Origin of the sequence: Enterobacter sp. ECC-219 (assembly GCF_043966805.1) — a bacterium.
GTDB classification, from domain to species: domain Bacteria; phylum Pseudomonadota; class Gammaproteobacteria; order Enterobacterales; family Enterobacteriaceae; genus Enterobacter; species Enterobacter cloacae_N.
The window spans coordinates 1,512,145-1,528,479 of sequence record NZ_CP143680.1 but is presented as its reverse complement, the minus strand read 5'-3'; the positions used below and the strand labels follow the sequence as shown (position 1 = coordinate 1,528,479).

14 protein-coding genes are annotated in these 16,335 nt (G+C 56.5%); 9 read left to right on the top strand and 5 right to left on the bottom strand.

Annotation, left to right across the window (positions count from 1 at the left end; translation table 11 throughout):
• Window positions 1-7: 7 nt before the first annotated feature.
• The 5 genes from V1603_RS07135 to hrpB form a co-directional block, all read right to left on the bottom strand.
• Complete coding sequence (locus tag V1603_RS07135) at window positions 8-2,485, bottom strand: fimbria/pilus outer membrane usher protein (protein WP_166710155.1); 2,478 nt, start codon at window positions 2,483-2,485, stop codon at window positions 8-10.
• 19 nt (window positions 2,486-2,504) lie between these two features.
• The gene (locus V1603_RS07130; RefSeq protein WP_395313692.1) at window positions 2,505-3,218 is read right to left on the bottom strand and encodes a molecular chaperone; all 714 of its coding nucleotides are present in this window, start codon (window positions 3,216-3,218) and stop codon (window positions 2,505-2,507) included.
• Window positions 3,219-3,261: 43 nt separating this feature from the next.
• Complete coding sequence (locus V1603_RS07125) at window positions 3,262-3,870, bottom strand: fimbrial protein (protein ID WP_166710153.1); 609 nt, start codon at window positions 3,868-3,870, stop codon at window positions 3,262-3,264.
• A gap of 295 nt (window positions 3,871-4,165) precedes the next feature.
• Complete coding sequence (gene mrcB / locus V1603_RS07120; RefSeq protein WP_166710151.1) at window positions 4,166-6,691, bottom strand: bifunctional glycosyl transferase/transpeptidase; 2,526 nt, start codon at window positions 6,689-6,691, stop codon at window positions 4,166-4,168.
• A gap of 203 nt (window positions 6,692-6,894) precedes the next feature.
• On the bottom strand, window positions 6,895-9,324 hold the full coding sequence (hrpB, locus tag V1603_RS07115; RefSeq protein WP_395313691.1) for an ATP-dependent helicase HrpB: 2,430 nt from the start codon (window positions 9,322-9,324) through the stop codon (window positions 6,895-6,897).
• Between the two features lie 74 nt (window positions 9,325-9,398).
• Here hrpB and thpR point away from each other — a divergent pair, with 74 nt between their 5' ends.
• The 9 genes from thpR (at window position 9,399) to panD (ending at window position 16,334) form a co-directional block, all read left to right on the top strand.
• Window positions 9,399-9,953 carry an RNA 2',3'-cyclic phosphodiesterase gene (gene thpR, locus V1603_RS07110; RefSeq protein ID WP_316380926.1) on the top strand — a complete coding sequence of 185 codons (555 nt, stop codon included), beginning with the start codon at window positions 9,399-9,401 and terminating at the stop codon, window positions 9,951-9,953.
• The gene (gene sfsA, locus V1603_RS07105; RefSeq protein WP_233002972.1) at window positions 9,943-10,647 is read left to right on the top strand and encodes a DNA/RNA nuclease SfsA; all 705 of its coding nucleotides are present in this window, start codon (window positions 9,943-9,945) and stop codon (window positions 10,645-10,647) included. The genes thpR and sfsA overlap by 11 nt, the downstream gene beginning before the upstream one ends.
• A 176-nt stretch (window positions 10,648-10,823) precedes the next feature.
• The gene (gene dksA, locus V1603_RS07100) at window positions 10,824-11,279 is read left to right on the top strand and encodes an RNA polymerase-binding protein DksA (RefSeq protein WP_013095632.1); all 456 of its coding nucleotides are present in this window, start codon (window positions 10,824-10,826) and stop codon (window positions 11,277-11,279) included.
• A 59-nt stretch (window positions 11,280-11,338) separates the two neighbouring features.
• Window positions 11,339-12,229, top strand: a complete 891-nt coding sequence (gene gluQRS, locus V1603_RS07095; protein ID WP_116342570.1) for a tRNA glutamyl-Q(34) synthetase GluQRS — start codon at window positions 11,339-11,341, stop codon at window positions 12,227-12,229.
• Window positions 12,230-12,271: 42 nt separating this feature from the next.
• Entirely contained in the window at window positions 12,272-13,669 is a 1,398-nt protein-coding gene (gene pcnB / locus V1603_RS07090; protein WP_028015552.1) for a polynucleotide adenylyltransferase PcnB, read from the top strand.
• A complete protein-coding gene (folK, locus tag V1603_RS07085; RefSeq protein ID WP_302219579.1) occupies window positions 13,666-14,145 on the top strand; it encodes a 2-amino-4-hydroxy-6-hydroxymethyldihydropteridine diphosphokinase in 480 nt (159 codons plus the stop codon). Before pcnB ends, folK begins: the two co-directional genes overlap by 4 nt.
• Before the next feature lie 121 nt (window positions 14,146-14,266).
• A complete protein-coding gene (gene panB, locus V1603_RS07080; RefSeq protein ID WP_395313690.1) occupies window positions 14,267-15,058 on the top strand; it encodes a 3-methyl-2-oxobutanoate hydroxymethyltransferase in 792 nt (263 codons plus the stop codon).
• 11 nt (window positions 15,059-15,069) lie between these two features.
• Window positions 15,070-15,921 (top strand): pantoate--beta-alanine ligase, encoded by an 852-nt coding sequence (gene panC / locus V1603_RS07075; protein WP_163330334.1) that lies wholly within the window; start codon window positions 15,070-15,072, stop codon window positions 15,919-15,921.
• Window positions 15,922-15,953: 32 nt separating this feature from the next.
• The gene (gene panD, locus V1603_RS07070; protein ID WP_006810068.1) at window positions 15,954-16,334 is read left to right on the top strand and encodes an aspartate 1-decarboxylase; all 381 of its coding nucleotides are present in this window, start codon (window positions 15,954-15,956) and stop codon (window positions 16,332-16,334) included.
• The last annotated feature ends 1 nt before the right edge of the window (window position 16,335 follow it).

The following is a 16,335-nucleotide window of genomic DNA, read 5'->3' as shown; positions in this document are numbered from 1 at the left end:
ACCTCTGTTAATGGCAGTTGACCGTTGCTTTGACGATCCCTGCCGGGCTCTCTGAAGGAATATCCAGCGTCCCCTGACACTGCCGATCGCGCTCTTCCCCCCACTGCACGCTAAACGTGGTTTTGCCGGACAGCCCCGTCAGGTAAACCTCACCGTCATCACCCACGATGGCAGTGGTGTTATCCAGCGCTACGACGGCACCAAACGGCACGGGTTTGCCCGCATAGCGCAAGGTCACCAGCGCGCGTCGTCCAACGCGGGCATCGAAGGTGGCGTGCAGCGCGGCGCCTTTCGTCGGGACGAGATCCTTCGTCGCCGCGTCGATATCAATATCTTCCCGATCCTGAGTGTTGACCGTAATGACGTTGTGTCGATAGGCGGTCAGGGAGGGAACGATCGCGTTACCAAAACGATCGGTTGAAATGCCGCGTCCGTTTTGCACTTTGACGTTATCGCCATCTTTAATGTGCACAATGGCGAAGGCGTCGCGCACGGGTTGCCCCAGCGTCACGCCATGCTCGTGAGCAACGATTGACCCCTGAGCGCTGTAGTTCCACTGTCGATTGTCGCCGCCGTAGCTGTACCCCATCCCCACTTCACCGGAAGCACCGCGGTAACGCCCGGACAGGCTGCCACCGTAGCCCGTATCCTGGCTGGCGTAGGTCTGCTGGAGGTTATAGCTCAGCTTATTGTCCTCAAGAGCAGTACCGCCGAGCCCGACCTGATGCGAAACAAACCCACCGCTGGCGGTGTTAGCGCTGTAGGTTGCCCAGGCATCAGGCAGCCACTTCGATAAGGGAATATTGACCGTCAACGCCATTTGCCGGTCGGTATCGGCATCTGGCGTGCGGGTCAGGTTGTAGCTTATCGACCAGGTGATATTGCGCCAGCTGGAGCTCAACCCCGCGCTGACGCTACGTTCGTGGCCGTCCATGTCCCAGTAATCCTGCTGATAGCCGTTGAGATAGGCCGAGCCCCAGTCTGAAATACGCTGGGAAAGGTTGAGCTGCATGCGGCTACGGCGGTTGTTGGTTCTGCGGTAGGTATAAATGCCGTCATCGATCTCGCTGTCACGCTGATCGAGAGCTTCCTGAAAGGTATAAAAACCCGAGGTGGAGTAGCGATAGCTGGCAAGCGTCACGGTCGTATCCGTGTCAGGAATATCTTTCGAATACTGAGCCCGCCAGGATAAGCCGCTGGCATCGTCACGTCCATCATCAAACGCGGTACGCGCGGCGGTGAGATCGACAGATGCCGAGCCGAAGTGTCCCAGGTCGGCGCCGAGCCCCAACAGTAAAGCATGATACAGGGACGCCCCCATCGCGCCGGTATACGCCGTAACGCCGTAAGGCAGACCATAGATGGCCGTACCTTGCGCAAAGATCGGTTCATCTTCACCTTCATTACCGCGATAGCGCCCAGCTGCCAGTGAATACTTAAAACCACCTTCCCGCTGCAACACCGGCACCGAGGCGCTGGCCTGGATGAAGCTATGCTCGCTGCCGTCCGCCTCTTCGACAGTCACTTCCAGATCGGCGCCGGATGTTACCTGGCTTAAATCGCGGATCTCAAACGGCCCCGGCGAGACGTTCGTTTGATAAATGATGTAGCCGTTTTGCTTAATAGTGACTTTCGCATCGCTATTGGCAATACCGCGCACGACTGGCGCAAAGCCCTGCTGGCTGACGGGCAGCATAGAGGAGTCCGTTTCCAGCTTCACGCCGGTCATCTGGACGCTGTCAAAAAGCTCGCCGTTGGTATACGTCTGGCCAATCTCAAGCTGGCTTTTTAGCGTTTTGATGTCGCGTTGTAACGTGCTGGCAATGGCCTCCCAGCCGGAAGCGTCGCTCCAGGTGCTGTTATTGCGCAGCCGCCACGCTCCAAGGTTAATCCCCGACTCCAGGCCAAGCCAGGTCGAAGAAGTTTTGCCCGAGCTGTAGTGCTGCTGAGAGCCGCTGAGTTGATAGCTTGTCCAGGCGGCAGGCGCGCCGTCATCCCAGAATTTTGGACGTATCGCGCCAGCGGCAGCGTGGTCGCGATACACCTGCGGGATGACCAGCTTCAGGGTCTGGTCATCCTGATTGTATTCGTAACGGGCATTTTCAATAAAATGGGAGATATCGCGAACGTAAGCGCCGTCATCCAGATCTTTTAAGTCCGGGATCGCGTCGACTTTCACGCCGTAATCACGCAGGTCCGCTTTCGTTAGCTCCGGCAGCAGGCGCTGTTTATCGTCAGAGAGCACGAAGGCGATGGGACGTTTATCCACAACGTCCCGATCCCACATAACTGTCGTGAGGTAGCTTCCGGCTAGTAACCCGTTATCGTTGATGAAGTTTTGTAGCGTAGAGGTATTTTCGAGCGGCGTATCCAGTTCAAGGATCCGCAGGTTAAATTCGTCATCGGCACTTGCAGGCTGGATCGCGGCGAGCAGCGCCAGCGCGATCCCGGACAGTACCTGTTTGTGGAGCAGAGATGACGACATAAAATACCAACATGATTATTTAAAGAGCCTGTTTGCGTTGCGGGGTCTGTCCACCGAAATCGTTGATTGCCGTCCAGGTCACCGCGCCCTTTGCTGAATTCGGTAACGCGAAACGCTGCTCGCTGAACGGTGCCACCATCATGGAAATGGCTCCAGGCGTGGTTTTGGTCTCTTTCACCGGCACGCTTTTCCCGCCAACGGCAAGCTCGCCAAACGAGACGTAAAACGGTGTCGGGTTGTTTGCGATAAGCGTGTCACCCTGGCGATGGAAAGTGATTTTTTCATAGGCACTCAGCGCATCGGTTTCTTTCAACTGAGCGGGGCGCCAGAACAGTTTGAGGCGCGTTTTCATCGCAAACTGCAGCGTATTTTTCTCTTTCAGCTCAGGTGAAAGTGACGATACCGATTTAACGTTCGCCAGAAACAGTGATTCCCGGTCTGCGGGCAGGCTTTTTTTATCGCCGGTAAAAATAACGTGCAAAAGGGTTTGACGATTTTCCTGCAATTTGTAAACAGGAGGCGTAATAATGAAAGGCGCTTTTGCATCATTGGGATAACTGACCCAGCTTTGCACCAGATAACGCGTATGAGGATCTTTATTTTTAAGTGCTATTTGAACTTCAGATTTATTCGATGGATAAATAATTCGCGTACCGCCGAGAACAACACTTGCCTGTACTGAACAGCAGGAAACAATTAAACAACCACATAACAATTTAAATAAAGTCTTCATACAATGTTCCAAAAAGGCAGCCGTTCAGGCTGCCAGTCATTGCTTAGCGGTAGACAACCTCGAATGTTGCAGAGGAGGAGTAATGGCCTGCAGTTGGCGCGGTATCCCCCACCTGAATCACTTTCGCGGTGTAGTTAAAGACAGAAGCCGTTGCCCCGGTCGCGTCGTTATTCACATCGGTACCCGCATCCGGTACTGAACCGTCGAAAATAACATCGCCTTTTGAGCCGTTATCATTGCTGACGATAATACCTACGTTGGTCGCATTACCTGCGCCTGTCAGATCGTTCTTCAAACGCTTGTACGCGGCGTCTGTCGTCGTGCCGCTGAACTTGAGGTTCAGTTTAGCGACCAGAGGGTCACATTTTTTCACTTCAATCTTAAAGGCTTTTGAGGTGCCAACCGTACCATCAGCGCCAAAATCCGAAGGATAGGTATCGGCGAAAGTGACGGTGGAAGCGTTAGTTCCGGATCCATCCACGTTAATTTCGCAGGTATCAGCAACAATTTTTCCGGCAAAGTTCACCGTACCGGAATCGTTCGATGCAAATACAGGCAAAGACAGCGCGGCCATTATGCTTCCGGCTAATAACGAAGAAACAACATACTTATTCATAATAATATCCTTATATTTGATGATAGAGGCATCCATTCTCGCTACAAATATTTCGCGTTAGAATGTTCTCCGACAGTTACGCCACTAACTCTTTAGAAATTTCCTTAGAGAAAGTGAATTTCTTGAGGAGATTACATCAGATTTTTCTTCATTATGTCCAGAGCGGACAATGAGGCGAGACATACAGTTAGCCACAACCGCATGTTTTAAATGAAAAATACATGAACTTAAAAATACTTAATTTAAGATTTAATTTTTTTAATAATTACAAAGTGTAAATCACAAAAAAAGCCGCTTTAATATAAAGCGGCTTTTTTATTCAGGAAATTAATTAGTTTCCACCAAACATGTCCTTGATCCAGCCGGCCACGCCATCACTGTCTTTCTTCTCGTTCTGCTGCTGAGCCGGTTGTTGCTGCGGCTGCTGCGGCTGAGAAGATTGATCGAACGGGTTGCCCGTTGGCTGTTCAGGCTGGCTCTGCTGGCACAGCGAGTCCGGGTTGGTCGTCCAGACCGGCAGGGTACGCATCCCGCCGCCGCAGACAAAGTTCCCGGAACCATCCACGCCCATATCGACGATATCTTCCGGCGCAACCAGATTTAGCGGCACAGGTGACTGGTTCGCCAGGTAGCGCTGGTAAATCGACATCGCCCCGCTCGCCCCGTACAGTTTGGTCGGCTGGTTGTTGTCACGGCCTACCCAGGTAATCACCACTTCACGGCCATCAATACCGGCAAACCAGGTATCGACGTTGTTGTTGGTGGTCCCGGTTTTACCCGCCAGATGCAGACCAGGATACTTCGCCCCCAGCTGACGACCGGTACCGCGCTGCACAACCTGCTGCATCGTCCACAACGTCATATAGGCCGCCTGCGCGGGAACGGCACGTTCCGCCTGCGGGAAGCTCTGATACAGCACGGAGCCATCTTCGGCAATCACCGAACGCAGGGCAGAGAGCGGTGCGCGGTTCCCCCCGCTGGCAATGGTCTGGAACGCCTGCGCTACTTCGATCGGCGTCAGGTTAAGCGCCCCCAGAATCATCGCCGGAACAGGGTGCAGCTGATCTTTCGGTACGCCCAGCTTCTGCCAGGTATCGACAATGGCCGGCAGACCCAGCGCCATACCGAGGTTAACCGTTGGTACGTTCATGGAGCGGGTTAACGCATCCACCAGCATCACCTGGCCGCTGAACTGTTTATCATCGTTCTGCGGTGACCATACCTGGCCGTTAGGCTGACGCAGGGAGATTGGCGCATCGGCAATCCAGGTGTTCAGGCGATACATATTCGGCTGGCTCAGCGCGGTGAGATAGGTCGCCGGTTTAGCCAGAGAACCAATCGAACGACGCGCCTGCATTGCACGGTTGTAGCCTGCATACTGCGGCTCGGCTCCGCCCACCATCGCACGCACTTCGCCAGTGTTACGGTCAACGACCACCATCGCGGTTTCAAGATCGCTCAGCTTGCGCTGTTTCTTCAGCGCCGGGATCCCTTCAACCGCCGCTTTTTCTGCCGCGTCCTGCGCCACGGAATCAAAGGTCGTGAAGATCTTCACGCCGGAGAGATCTTTGACTTTATCCCCGAGCTTAGACTGCAACTCCTGACGCACCATCTGCATGAAGGCAGGCTGTGGAGAGATCACCCCACCGCGCGGCTGCACGCCCAGCGGACGTGCGCTCAGCATGTCGTACAGCTCCTGGTCAATGACCTGCTGCTGTTGCAGCAGGCGCAGCACCAGGTTACGACGCTCCAGCGCCAGTTTAGGGTTGCGCCACGGGTTGTAAATGGACGCCCCTTTCACCATGCCCACCAGCAGCGCCTGTTGGTCCAGGCTGAGCTCTTCTACCGGGCGGCCAAAGTAGTACAGGCTCGCCAGCGGGAAGCCGCGGATCTCGTTATCGCCGCTCTGGCCGAGGTACACCTCGTTCATGTACAGCTCAAGGATACGATCCTTGCTGTAGCGCGCATCCATCAGCACGGCCATGTATGCTTCGTTGGCTTTACGCCAGTAAGAACGCTCGCTGGAGAGGAACAGGTTCTTCACCAGCTGCTGGGTCAGCGTACTCGCCCCCTGCACGGTACGGCCCGCAGTCAGGTTCGCCAGCACCGCACGGCCGATGGAGTAAAGGCTGATACCGTCGTGCTCGTAGAAGTGGCGGTCTTCGGTTGCCAGCAGAGTATCCACCAGCAGGTCCGGGAAGCCGTTACGCGCCACGAACAGACGCTGTTCGCCGTTCGCCGACGAAAGCATGGTGATCAGACGCGGATCGAGACGGAAGAAACCGAACTGGCGGTTGTTGTCCATGTTCTCGATGGTTTCCAGCCGATCGCCGTCAAAGGTCAGACGCGCGCGCACCTGCCCTTCTTTGCTGTCCGGGAAGTCGAACGGACGACGGATCATCTCAATGCTCTTCGCCTGCACCGTAAACTCGCCCGGGCGCGTCATCTTCGTGACCTGACGATACTGTGTGGCCTGCAGCAGTTTCACCATCTCGTTCTTGCTGATGGACATATCCGGCTCAAGGTTCACCATGCGACCATACACTGCCGCAGGCAGCTGCCAGACTTTTCCGTCAATACGACTGCGGATCTTCTGATCCAGATAGACGCCGTAAATCGCGATCAGCACCACAAAAACAATAAACAGCTTCAGCAGCAGCCAGAACCAGCCACGCTTGCCCCGAGGCTTACGCCCTTTGCCTTTCCCTTTACGCGGCATGGGTTCTTCATCCTCATAATCGTCTTCATAGTCATCGTCATAGTCCTCATCTCTGAGGCGACGACGGCTTATCTTTTCTTTCGCCGGACGCGCGGGTTTTCCCTTACGTCCTATTGGCTCGCGGTCATTCCCCGCCATGCTTTTTCTCCGCAACTTTCAGGCGCAAAGGCCAGATTTTCTTTTCTTCCACAGACTTGTGAAAGAAGAAATCTCTCAAAATAAACAGCAAGACTTTCCTGTCAGGAAAGTCTTTAGTGTTTTCTCCCTCTCCCTGTGGGAGAGGGCCGGGGTGAGGGCATCAGGCCGCACTCATCAGGCCGCACTCCCCTCTTTCACCTAACTCACGAATACTTCTTCGTGCGCCGCGTCGGCGCCGCATTCGCCGGATCGTCCGGCCAGACGTGTTTGGGGTAGCGCCCTTTCATCTCTTTCTGCACTTCACGGTAGCTTCCCGCCCAGAACGCCCCCAAATCGCGGGTGATCTGCAATGGACGATGCGCAGGCGAAAGCAGCTCAAGCACCAACGGCACACGCCCTTCAGCAATAGACGGCGTGGTGGCTTCACCAAACATCTCCTGCATCCGAACCGCCAGCGCCGGAGGATTATCCTCATGATAACGAATGGCAATCCGGCTCCCGGTGGGCACAGTGTAATGCCCAGGAAGCTCACTATCCAGACGTTGACGTAATGACCAGTCCAGTAAATTCTGTAACGCGGTCTTAACATCAAGCGCCTTAAGGGCGCGCAGAGAGTGCACGCCGCTCATTTGTGGCAATAACCAGTGCTCAAGCGTGGCCAGCAGCGTCTCATCATCCACCGCTGGCCAGCCGTATTCCGGTAGCCACTTCGCGGCGCAGTGCAGACGAATACGGTACTGTTCGGCCTCCGCCGTCCAGTTCAGTACGCCCAGCCCTTTTTCCCGGATGCCGTTCAGCATTGCCTGGTGTAACTCTTCTTCCGACGGCTTCGCCAGCGGTTTCGTCCCGAGGATCAGTTTGCCAATCTGGCTACGCCGAAACGCCTTCAGCGTCCCCTGAGCGTCATCCCATTCCACGATGTCCGATTGCTGGAGCAGCTGCGGGCAGGTGCGCGTCAGGGCGTCTACGTCCACGGCAATCGCCTGCAGGATACGCGCATCCGGAGACTGGCTGCCCTGAAGCAACAGCGGGGCGATCAGCCACTCGTGACGCGTCAGGGCATCATCGCTGTCCAGCATCGCCCCCATACCGTTTGCCAGCTGATAGCGACCGTCAAGCCCGCGGCGGCGCGCAATCCTGTCCGGGAAGGCCAGCGCCAGCAGGGAGGCAATCTTATCGCCGTCAGGTGAACCGCCCCGGCTATTCAGACGTTTGCACAGCTGCTGCGCCCGCTGCTGCCAGTTTCCCTGACTGCGCGAAAACGCCTGCCCCAGATCGCTGCTGCCTCCGCGTGGCGGCTCCTCAAGAATAGCCGCCAGTTTCGCCGCCGTGGCAATTTCATCTTCTCCCTGCGCGGCCACCAGCATCGCCGCCAGACGCGGATCGTTGCCCAGCGCCGCCATTTTCTGACCGCGCGCCGTCAGACGTTCACCTTCCAGCGCGCCAAGCTGGGTCAGCAGGCTGCGCGCGGCGGCGAGGTTCACGACGGGCGGCGGATTGAGCCAGGTGAGCTGTTCAGGGTTCGGGCAGCCCCACTGCAGAAGATCCATCACCAGCCCTGAGAGATCGCTTTGTAAAATCTCCGGCGTGCTTTGCTGTGCCGCGCGTTCAGCGTGCTCCGCGCTGGTCAAGTGCAGGCAAATCCCCGACTCAAGACGCCCCGCACGGCCCGCGCGCTGCACCATTGACGCCTGGCTGATGCGCTGCGTCAGCAGTTTCGTCAGCCCGGTGCGTGGATCAAAGCTCGCCACCCTCTCCTGCGCGCTATCCACCACCAGACGAATGCCTTCGATGGTCAAACTGGTTTCGGCAATGTTGGTTGCCAGCACCACTTTACGCTGCCCCGCCGGGGCGGGAAGGATGGCTTTACGCTGCTCGGTCAACGACAAGGCACCATAGAGCGGGCAAAGCATAACGTCAGTGCCCACCCTGGAGGCCAGCCGCTCCTGCACGCGCTGAATCTCCCCCACGCCGGGCAAAAACAGCAGCAGCGAACCGGGCTCCTGGCGAAGCAGGTCAGCAGTGGCAACAGCCACCGCTTCGTCAAAGCGCTGATGGGCAGGAAGCGGTAGATAGCGGCGCTCAACAGGGAACGCTCGACCTTCGGAGGCTACAACCGGCGCATCGGGCAGCGTCTGCTGCAGCCGCTCGTTGTCCAGCGTCGCCGACATAATCAGCAGCCGCAGATCGTCGCGCAGCCCCTGCTGAACATCGAGCAACAGCGCGAGGGCCAGATCGGCTTGCAGGCTGCGCTCGTGGAATTCATCCAGAATCACCAGCCCGACGCCGGTCAGCTCCGGATCGTTTTGCAGCATGCGGGTGAGAATACCCTCGGTGACCACCTCAAGACGCGTGGACGGGCCGACGCAGGTTTCGGCACGCATCCGATAGCCCACCGTTTCACCCGGTTTTTCATTCAGCAGTTCCGCCAGCCGTTGCGCCACGTTGCGCGCGGCCAGCCTGCGCGGCTCGAGCAGGATGATTTTTCCGGCAATCTTCCCCTCTTTGAGGATCTGCAACGGCAGCCAGGTAGATTTACCCGCCCCCGTAGGCGCGTTAAGCAAAACCTGCGGGGCATGTTGTAAGGCAGCGAGAAGCTCAGGAAGGACGACGGCGACCGGCAATGAGGACACTAACAGCTCCAGAGGGTTAACATTAGTCGGCGTACATTGTAGCATCGGCGCATATCATTACCGAGTCCCCCCGAATGTCTGAGTCGAAACGGCTGTTTTTTGCCATTGAATTGCCCACCACCGTACAGCGGCACATCGTTCGCTGGCGCGCGGAACATTTTCCGCCGGAAGCGGGCCGACCCGTTGCGGCAGCCAACCTGCACCTGACGCTGGCGTTTCTGGGTGACGTGAGCGCCGAAAAACAGCGGGCGTTAGCCGCCATGGCCGGGCGCATTGCCCAGCCGGCGTTTACGCTGCACCTCGACGACGCGGGCCAGTGGCTGCGTTCGCGCGTGGTCTGGCTGGGTACTCGCCAGCCGCCGCGCGGGTTGTTACAGCTTGCCAATATGCTGCGCGCGCAGGCGGCGCGAAGCGGCTGTTATCAAAGCCCGCAGCCGTTTCACCCGCACATCACGTTATTGCGCGATGCCGGTCAGGCCGTTGCCATCCCGCCCCCGGGCTTTCATTGGGCTTTTCCGGTCAATGAATTCGCGCTTTATGAATCCGTCTTTGCACAGGGACGCACCCGCTATACGCCGCTACAGCGCTGGACGCTGGGCGACACCACAAGGAATTCTGATGAAGTTTAGTCCTGCACTCCAGTCCGCCACGCTGATCCAACGCTACAAACGCTTCCTCGCCGACGTGGTAACACCAGAGGGAGAAGCGCTCACCCTGCACTGCCCCAACACCGGCGCCATGACCGGTTGTGCCGCGCCGGGTGACACGGTCTGGTATTCCACGTCAGAGAATACTAAACGCAAATATCCCCATACCTGGGAAATAACCGAGACGCAAAACGGGGCATTTATTTGCGTTAACACCCTGCGCGCAAATCAGCTCGTTAAGGAAGCGCTGACTAATGGCGCCATTCCCGAACTGGTGGGTTACGGTACGCATAAAAGTGAAGTGAAATATGGCGATGAAGGCAGCAGAATTGACTTCATGTTGCAGGCGGAAGACCGGCCTGAGTGCTATATTGAAGTAAAATCAGTGACGTTAGCGGAACAGGAAAATGGCTTCTTTCCGGATGCGGTAACGCTACGCGGGCAGAAGCATCTGCGAGAGCTAATGAGTGTTGCGGCGGCGGGCAAACGCGCCGTATTGCTGTTTGCGGTGTTGCATTCAGCCATTGAACGGTTTTCCCCTGCCCGCCATATCGATCCTAAATACGCACAACTGTTGAATGAGGCACAAAAGCAGGGGGTAGAGGTTTTAGCTTATAAAGCGGAACTTTCTGCCGATAATATGACTCTGAGATCGTCTCTTCCCATTGTCTTATAAGGGATTAGACGATTGATGAATAAGTGTTCTGGCCGCGTGCGCAAATACGCTTTTCCTCACAGGCTTGTCAAGTGTTACGTTTAGATAATTGCCATACGGAAAAGCATCTGCTATTTATAGCGACCTGATTTTTCCCCCAACACGGGGATCGATAGTGCGTGTTAAGGAGAAGCAACATGCAAGAAGGGCAAAACCGTAAAACATCGTCCCTGAGTATTCTCGCCATCGCTGGGGTGGAGCCGTATCAAGAGAAGCCGGGCGAAGAGTATATGAACGAAGCCCAGCTGTCGCACTTCAAGCGTATTCTTGAAGCATGGCGTAATCAACTCAGGGATGAAGTGGATCGCACCGTTTCGCATATGCAGGATGAAGCGGCTAACTTCCCTGATCCGGTAGACCGTGCCGCTCAGGAAGAAGAGTTCAGCCTCGAACTGCGTAACCGTGACCGCGAACGCAAGCTGATCAAAAAGATCGAGAAAACACTGAAAAAAGTCGAAGACGAAGATTTTGGCTACTGCGAATCCTGCGGTGTTGAAATCGGTATTCGTCGCCTGGAAGCGCGTCCAACCGCCGATCTGTGCATCGACTGTAAAACGCTGGCCGAAATCCGCGAAAAACAGATGGCCGGCTAACGCCAGCGCTGTTTACACACTCCAAAGGCGGGAGTCTCTCCCGCCTTGTTACTGTTGATATGTCTGAATCACACTATATTGGGCGCTTCGCGCCATCTCCTTCCGGTGAATTACACTTCGGCTCATTAATTGCCGCGCTCGGCAGCTACCTGCAGGCTCGCGCCCGCCAGGGCAAATGGCTCGTACGCATTGAAGATATTGACCCTCCGCGTGAAGTTCCCGGTGCTGCAGACACCATTCTGCGTCAGCTGGAACATTACGGTCTTCACTGGGACGGCGACGTCCTCTGGCAGTCAAACCGTCATGAAGCCTACCGGGAACGTCTGGCCTGGCTTAGCGCTCAGGGGCTTTCCTATAACTGCACCTGCACCCGCGCGCGTATCCAGAGCGTGGGAGGGGTTTATGACGGCCACTGCCGCACGCTGAATCTTCCCCCGGAAAATGCCGCCGTACGGATAAAGCAGCGCTTCCCGGTGACGTGCTTTAACGATTTACTCTCCGGCGAAATCCATGCTGATGAGCGCCTCGCGCGCGAGGATTTTATTATTCACCGCCGCGACGGCCTTTTCGCCTATAACCTGGCCGTGGTCGTCGACGATCGTTTCCAGGGCGTCACGGAAATTGTGCGCGGGGCAGATCTGGTCGAACCGACGGTGCGACAAATATCGTTGTATCATCAGTTTGGCTGGACAGCGCCGGATTACATTCATCTGCCGCTGGCGGTCAATGCGCAGGGCGTTAAGCTGTCCAAGCAAAACCACGCCCCGGCCCTGCCAGACGGCGATCCGCGTCCTGTTTTGATCGACGCGCTGCGATTTCTCAACCAGAATGTAACCAACGAATGGCAGGATCTGTGCATTGACGAACTGCTGAAAATAGCCATTGCCAACTGGACGCTCACGGCGGTGCCAAAAATCCAGCATTCTCAAATGCGTTGCGCTGAGCTATGATTAGCCGCTTTTTTCATAACAAAACACACTACGAGGTGTACCATTTTTACCCGAGTCGCTAATTTTTGCCGTAAAGTGCTAAGCCGCGAAGAGAGCATGGCGAACGACGCTATTGCACAGCCACACATGTCGGTTATTCCGCGTGAGCAGCACAATATTTCCCGCAAAGATATCAGTGAAAATGCCCTCAAGGTACTCTATCGTCTGAATAAAGCGGGCTACGAGGCCTATCTCGTTGGCGGTGGGGTGCGTGATTTACTGCTGGGCAAAAAACCGAAAGATTTCGACGTGACGACCAGCGCCACGCCTGAGCAGGTGCGCAAATTATTCCGTAACTGTCGTCTCGTTGGCCGCCGTTTCCGTCTCGCTCACGTGATGTTTGGGCCAGAAATTATCGAAGTGGCGACCTTCCGCGGCCACCACGAAGCGGGCGCATCCGATCGCACCACATCACAGCGCGGCCAGAACGGCATGCTGCTGCGCGACAATATCTTCGGTTCTATCGAAGAAGATGCCCAGCGCCGCGACTTCACTATCAACAGCCTTTATTACAGCGTGGCGGATTTCACCGTGCGCGATTACGTCGGCGGCATGCAGGACCTGAAAGAGGGTCTGATCCGTCTGATTGGCACGCCGGAAACGCGCTATCGCGAAGATCCGGTGCGCATGCTGCGCGCCGTGCGTTTTGCCGCCAAGCTGAACATGCGCATCAGCCCGGAAACCGCAGAGCCGATCCCGCGTCTGGCGACGCTGATTAACGACGTACCGCCTGCCCGCCTGTTTGAAGAGGCGCTGAAGCTGCTGCAGGCTGGCTACGGGTTTGAAACCTACAATCTGCTGCGCGAATACAACCTGTTCCAGCCGCTGTTCCCGACCATTACCCGCTACTTCACCGAAAACGGTGACAGCCCAATGGAGCGCATGATTGCACAGGTGCTGAAAAATACCGACACCCGCATCCATAATGATATGCGCGTGAACCCGGCATTCCTGTTTGCGGCGATGTTCTGGTATCCCCTGCTGGAAACGGCTCAAAGAATCACCCAGGAGAGCGGCCTCGCCTATTACGATGCCTTCGCGCTCGCCGCGAACGACGTGCTGGACGAAGGGTGCCGCACGCTGGCAATCCCGAAACGTATTACCACGCTGGTGCGCGATATCTGGCAGCTACAGCTGCGCATGTCCCGCCGTCAGGGCAAGCGTGCCTGGAAGCTGATGGAGCATCCAAAATTCCGCGCGGCCTTCGATCTGCTGTCGCTACGTGCGGAAACTGAACGTAATCAGGAGCTGCAGCGTCTGGCGCAGTGGTGGGCTGAGTTCCAGGTTTCCGCCCCGCCGGAGCAGAAAGATATGCTGACCGGGCTGGATGAAGAGCCTGCACCGCGTCGCCGTCATCGTCGTCCGCGCAAACGCGCGCCGCGTCGTGAAGGGACAGCATGACCCTCGCGTATATCGCCATCGGCAGTAATTTAGCCTCTCCGCTGGAGCAGGTTAACGCCGCCGTACAGGCCCTGGGTGAGATCCCGCAAAGCCGTATCGTGGCGGTCTCCTCGTTTTACCGCACGCCGCCACTCGGGCCACAGGATCAGCCTGATTATCTGAATGCCGCCGTGGTGCTGGAAACGGCCCTCGATGCCGAAACGCTGCTGGACAATACCCAGCGCATCGAGCTACAGCAGGGGCGCGTGCGTAAAGCCGAACGCTGGGGGCCGCGCACGCTCGACCTCGATATTATGCTGTTCGGCCATGAAGTGATTAATACCGAGCGCCTCACCGTACCGCATTACGACATGAAAAACCGTGGCTTTATGCTCTGGCCGCTCTTTGAAGTGGCACCCGATCTCACCTTCCCGGACGGTACCGCATTAAAGACCGTTCTGAGCAACCTCAACGCGGAAAGACCCGCTCGCTGGTGATCCTCTCCCCCACCGATTGACCGCAAAATAATTGTGGTTAATCGGTTACCTAAAATCATTGTTCCCTCGAATGTTACTGTTAGAATGCGCAAAGATTCGCTTTGGGCTATCAGGAAACAGTATGAAACCAACCACCATCTCCTTACTGCAGAAATGCAAACAGGAAAAAAAACGCTTCGCCACCATCACCGCGTATGACTACAGCTTCGCCAAACTGTTTGCCGAAGAGGGTATCAACGTCATGCTGGTCGGAGATTCGTTAGGGATGACGGTACAAGGACATGATTCCACCCTGCCGGTAACGGTTGAGGATATCGCTTACCATACCCACGCCGTGCGCCGTGGAGCCCCTGCCTGCCTGCTGCTTTCCGACCTGCCGTTTATGGCCTACGCCACGCCAGAGCAGGCATTTGAAAACGCGGCGGCGGTAATGCGCGCGGGCGCTAACATGGTCAAAATTGAAGGCGGCGCCTGGCTGGTGGATACGGTGAAAATGCTCACCGAACGCGCGGTACCGGTGTGCGGTCATTTGGGTCTGACGCCGCAGTCCGTCAACATCTTTGGCGGGTATAAAGTGCAGGGCCGCGGCGACGCAGCCCAGACGCTGTTTGATGATGCCCTGGCGCTGGAAGCCGCCGGCGCGCAGCTGCTGGTGCTGGAGTGCGTGCCGGTTGAGCTGGCGAAACGCATCACCGACGCGCTAACCATTCCGGTGATTGGTATTGGCGCAGGCAACGTGACCGATGGTCAGATTCTGGTGATGCACGACGCCTTTGGCATTACCGGAGGGCATATTCCGAAGTTTGCCAAAAATTTCCTTACCGAAGCGGGCGACATGCGCGCTGCGGTCAGGCAGTATATTGCCGACGTTGAATCCGGTGTTTACCCGGGTGAAGAACACAGTTTCCATTAAGGAGTCTCGTTGTGCTAATCATTGAAACCCTGCCGCTGCTTCGCCAGCATATTCGTCGTGCGCGTCAGGAAGGTAAACGTATCGCACTGGTCCCAACGATGGGCAACCTGCATGACGGCCACATGAAGCTGGTGGACGAAGCAAAAGCCCGCGCAGATATCGTGGTGGTCAGTATCTTCGTTAACCCAATGCAGTTTGACCGCGCCGATGACCTGGCACGCTATCCGCGCACCCTGCAGGAAGATTGCGAGAAGCTTAAAAAGCGCCACGCAGACATCGTCTTCTCACCGGCCCCGGCAGATATCTACCCGCAGGGTACCGACGAGGCGACGTACGTTGATGTCCCCGGCATTTCCACCATGCTGGAAGGCGCCAGCCGCCCTGGACACTTCCGCGGCGTCTCCACCATCGTCAGCAAGCTGTTCAACCTGGTGCAGCCGGACGTTGCCTGCTTCGGTGAGAAAGATTTCCAGCAGCTGGCGCTGATCCGCAAGATGGTCGCCGATATGGGATACGATATTGAGATTGTCGGGGTGCCGATTGTGCGTGCGAAAGACGGTCTGGCGCTCAGCTCGCGCAACGGCTACCTGACCGCTGACCAGCGTAAGCTCGCACCGGGCTTGAGCAAGGTCATGAACACCATGGCGGAACAGCTGCTGGCGAAAGAGCTGGACGCAGAAGAGATCGTCGCCCTTGCAGAGCAGGCGCTGAACGACAAAGGCTTCCGCGCTGATGATATTCAAATCCGCGATGCTGATACCCTGCTTGAACTGACGCAGACCAGCAAACGCGCGGTAATTCTGGTGGCGGCATGGCTCGGCCAGGCACGCCTTATCGACAATAAAGTGGTTGAGCTGGCGTAGTTCTTCACCCTGGATAATTAAAGGTAAACGTAATGATTCGCAAAATGCTGCAAGGTAAGCTTCACCGTGTGAAAGTCACCCAGGCCGACCTGCACTATGAAGGCTCCTGCGCCATTGACCAGGATTTCCTCGACGCGGCGGGTATTCTTGAAAACGAAGCGATTGATATCTGGAACGTGAACAACGGCAAACGCTTCTCCACCTACGCCATTGCCGCCGAGCGCGGCTCCAAAATCATCTCCGTTAACGGCGCGGCAGCGCACTGCGCGGACGTGGGCGATATCGTGATCATCGCCAGCTTCGTGATGATGTCTGACGAAGAAGCGCGCCGCTGGCAGCCCAAAGTGGCCTATTTTGAAGGCGACAACGACATGAAGCGTACCGCGAAGGCGATTCCTGTTCAGGTTGCCTGAT

Coding starts and splice junctions, on each gene's coding strand:
- V1603_RS07135 (WP_166710155.1), bottom strand. CDS start 2,485: ATGTCGTCATCTCTGCTCCACAAACAGGTACTGTCCGGGATCGCGCTG.
- V1603_RS07130 (WP_395313692.1), bottom strand. CDS start 3,218: ATGAAGACTTTATTTAAATTGTTATGTGGTTGTTTAATTGTTTCCTGC.
- V1603_RS07125 (WP_166710153.1), bottom strand. CDS start 3,870: ATGGATGCCTCTATCATCAAATATAAGGATATTATTATGAATAAGTAT.
- mrcB (WP_166710151.1), bottom strand. CDS start 6,691: ATGGCGGGGAATGACCGCGAGCCAATAGGACGTAAGGGAAAACCCGCG.
- thpR (WP_316380926.1), top strand. CDS start 9,399: ATGTCTGAGTCGAAACGGCTGTTTTTTGCCATTGAATTGCCCACCACC.
- sfsA (WP_233002972.1), top strand. CDS start 9,943: ATGAAGTTTAGTCCTGCACTCCAGTCCGCCACGCTGATCCAACGCTAC.
- dksA (WP_013095632.1), top strand. CDS start 10,824: ATGCAAGAAGGGCAAAACCGTAAAACATCGTCCCTGAGTATTCTCGCC.
- gluQRS (WP_116342570.1), top strand. CDS start 11,339: ATGTCTGAATCACACTATATTGGGCGCTTCGCGCCATCTCCTTCCGGT.
- folK (WP_302219579.1), top strand. CDS start 13,666: ATGACCCTCGCGTATATCGCCATCGGCAGTAATTTAGCCTCTCCGCTG.
- panB (WP_395313690.1), top strand. CDS start 14,267: ATGAAACCAACCACCATCTCCTTACTGCAGAAATGCAAACAGGAAAAA.
- panD (WP_006810068.1), top strand. CDS start 15,954: ATGATTCGCAAAATGCTGCAAGGTAAGCTTCACCGTGTGAAAGTCACC.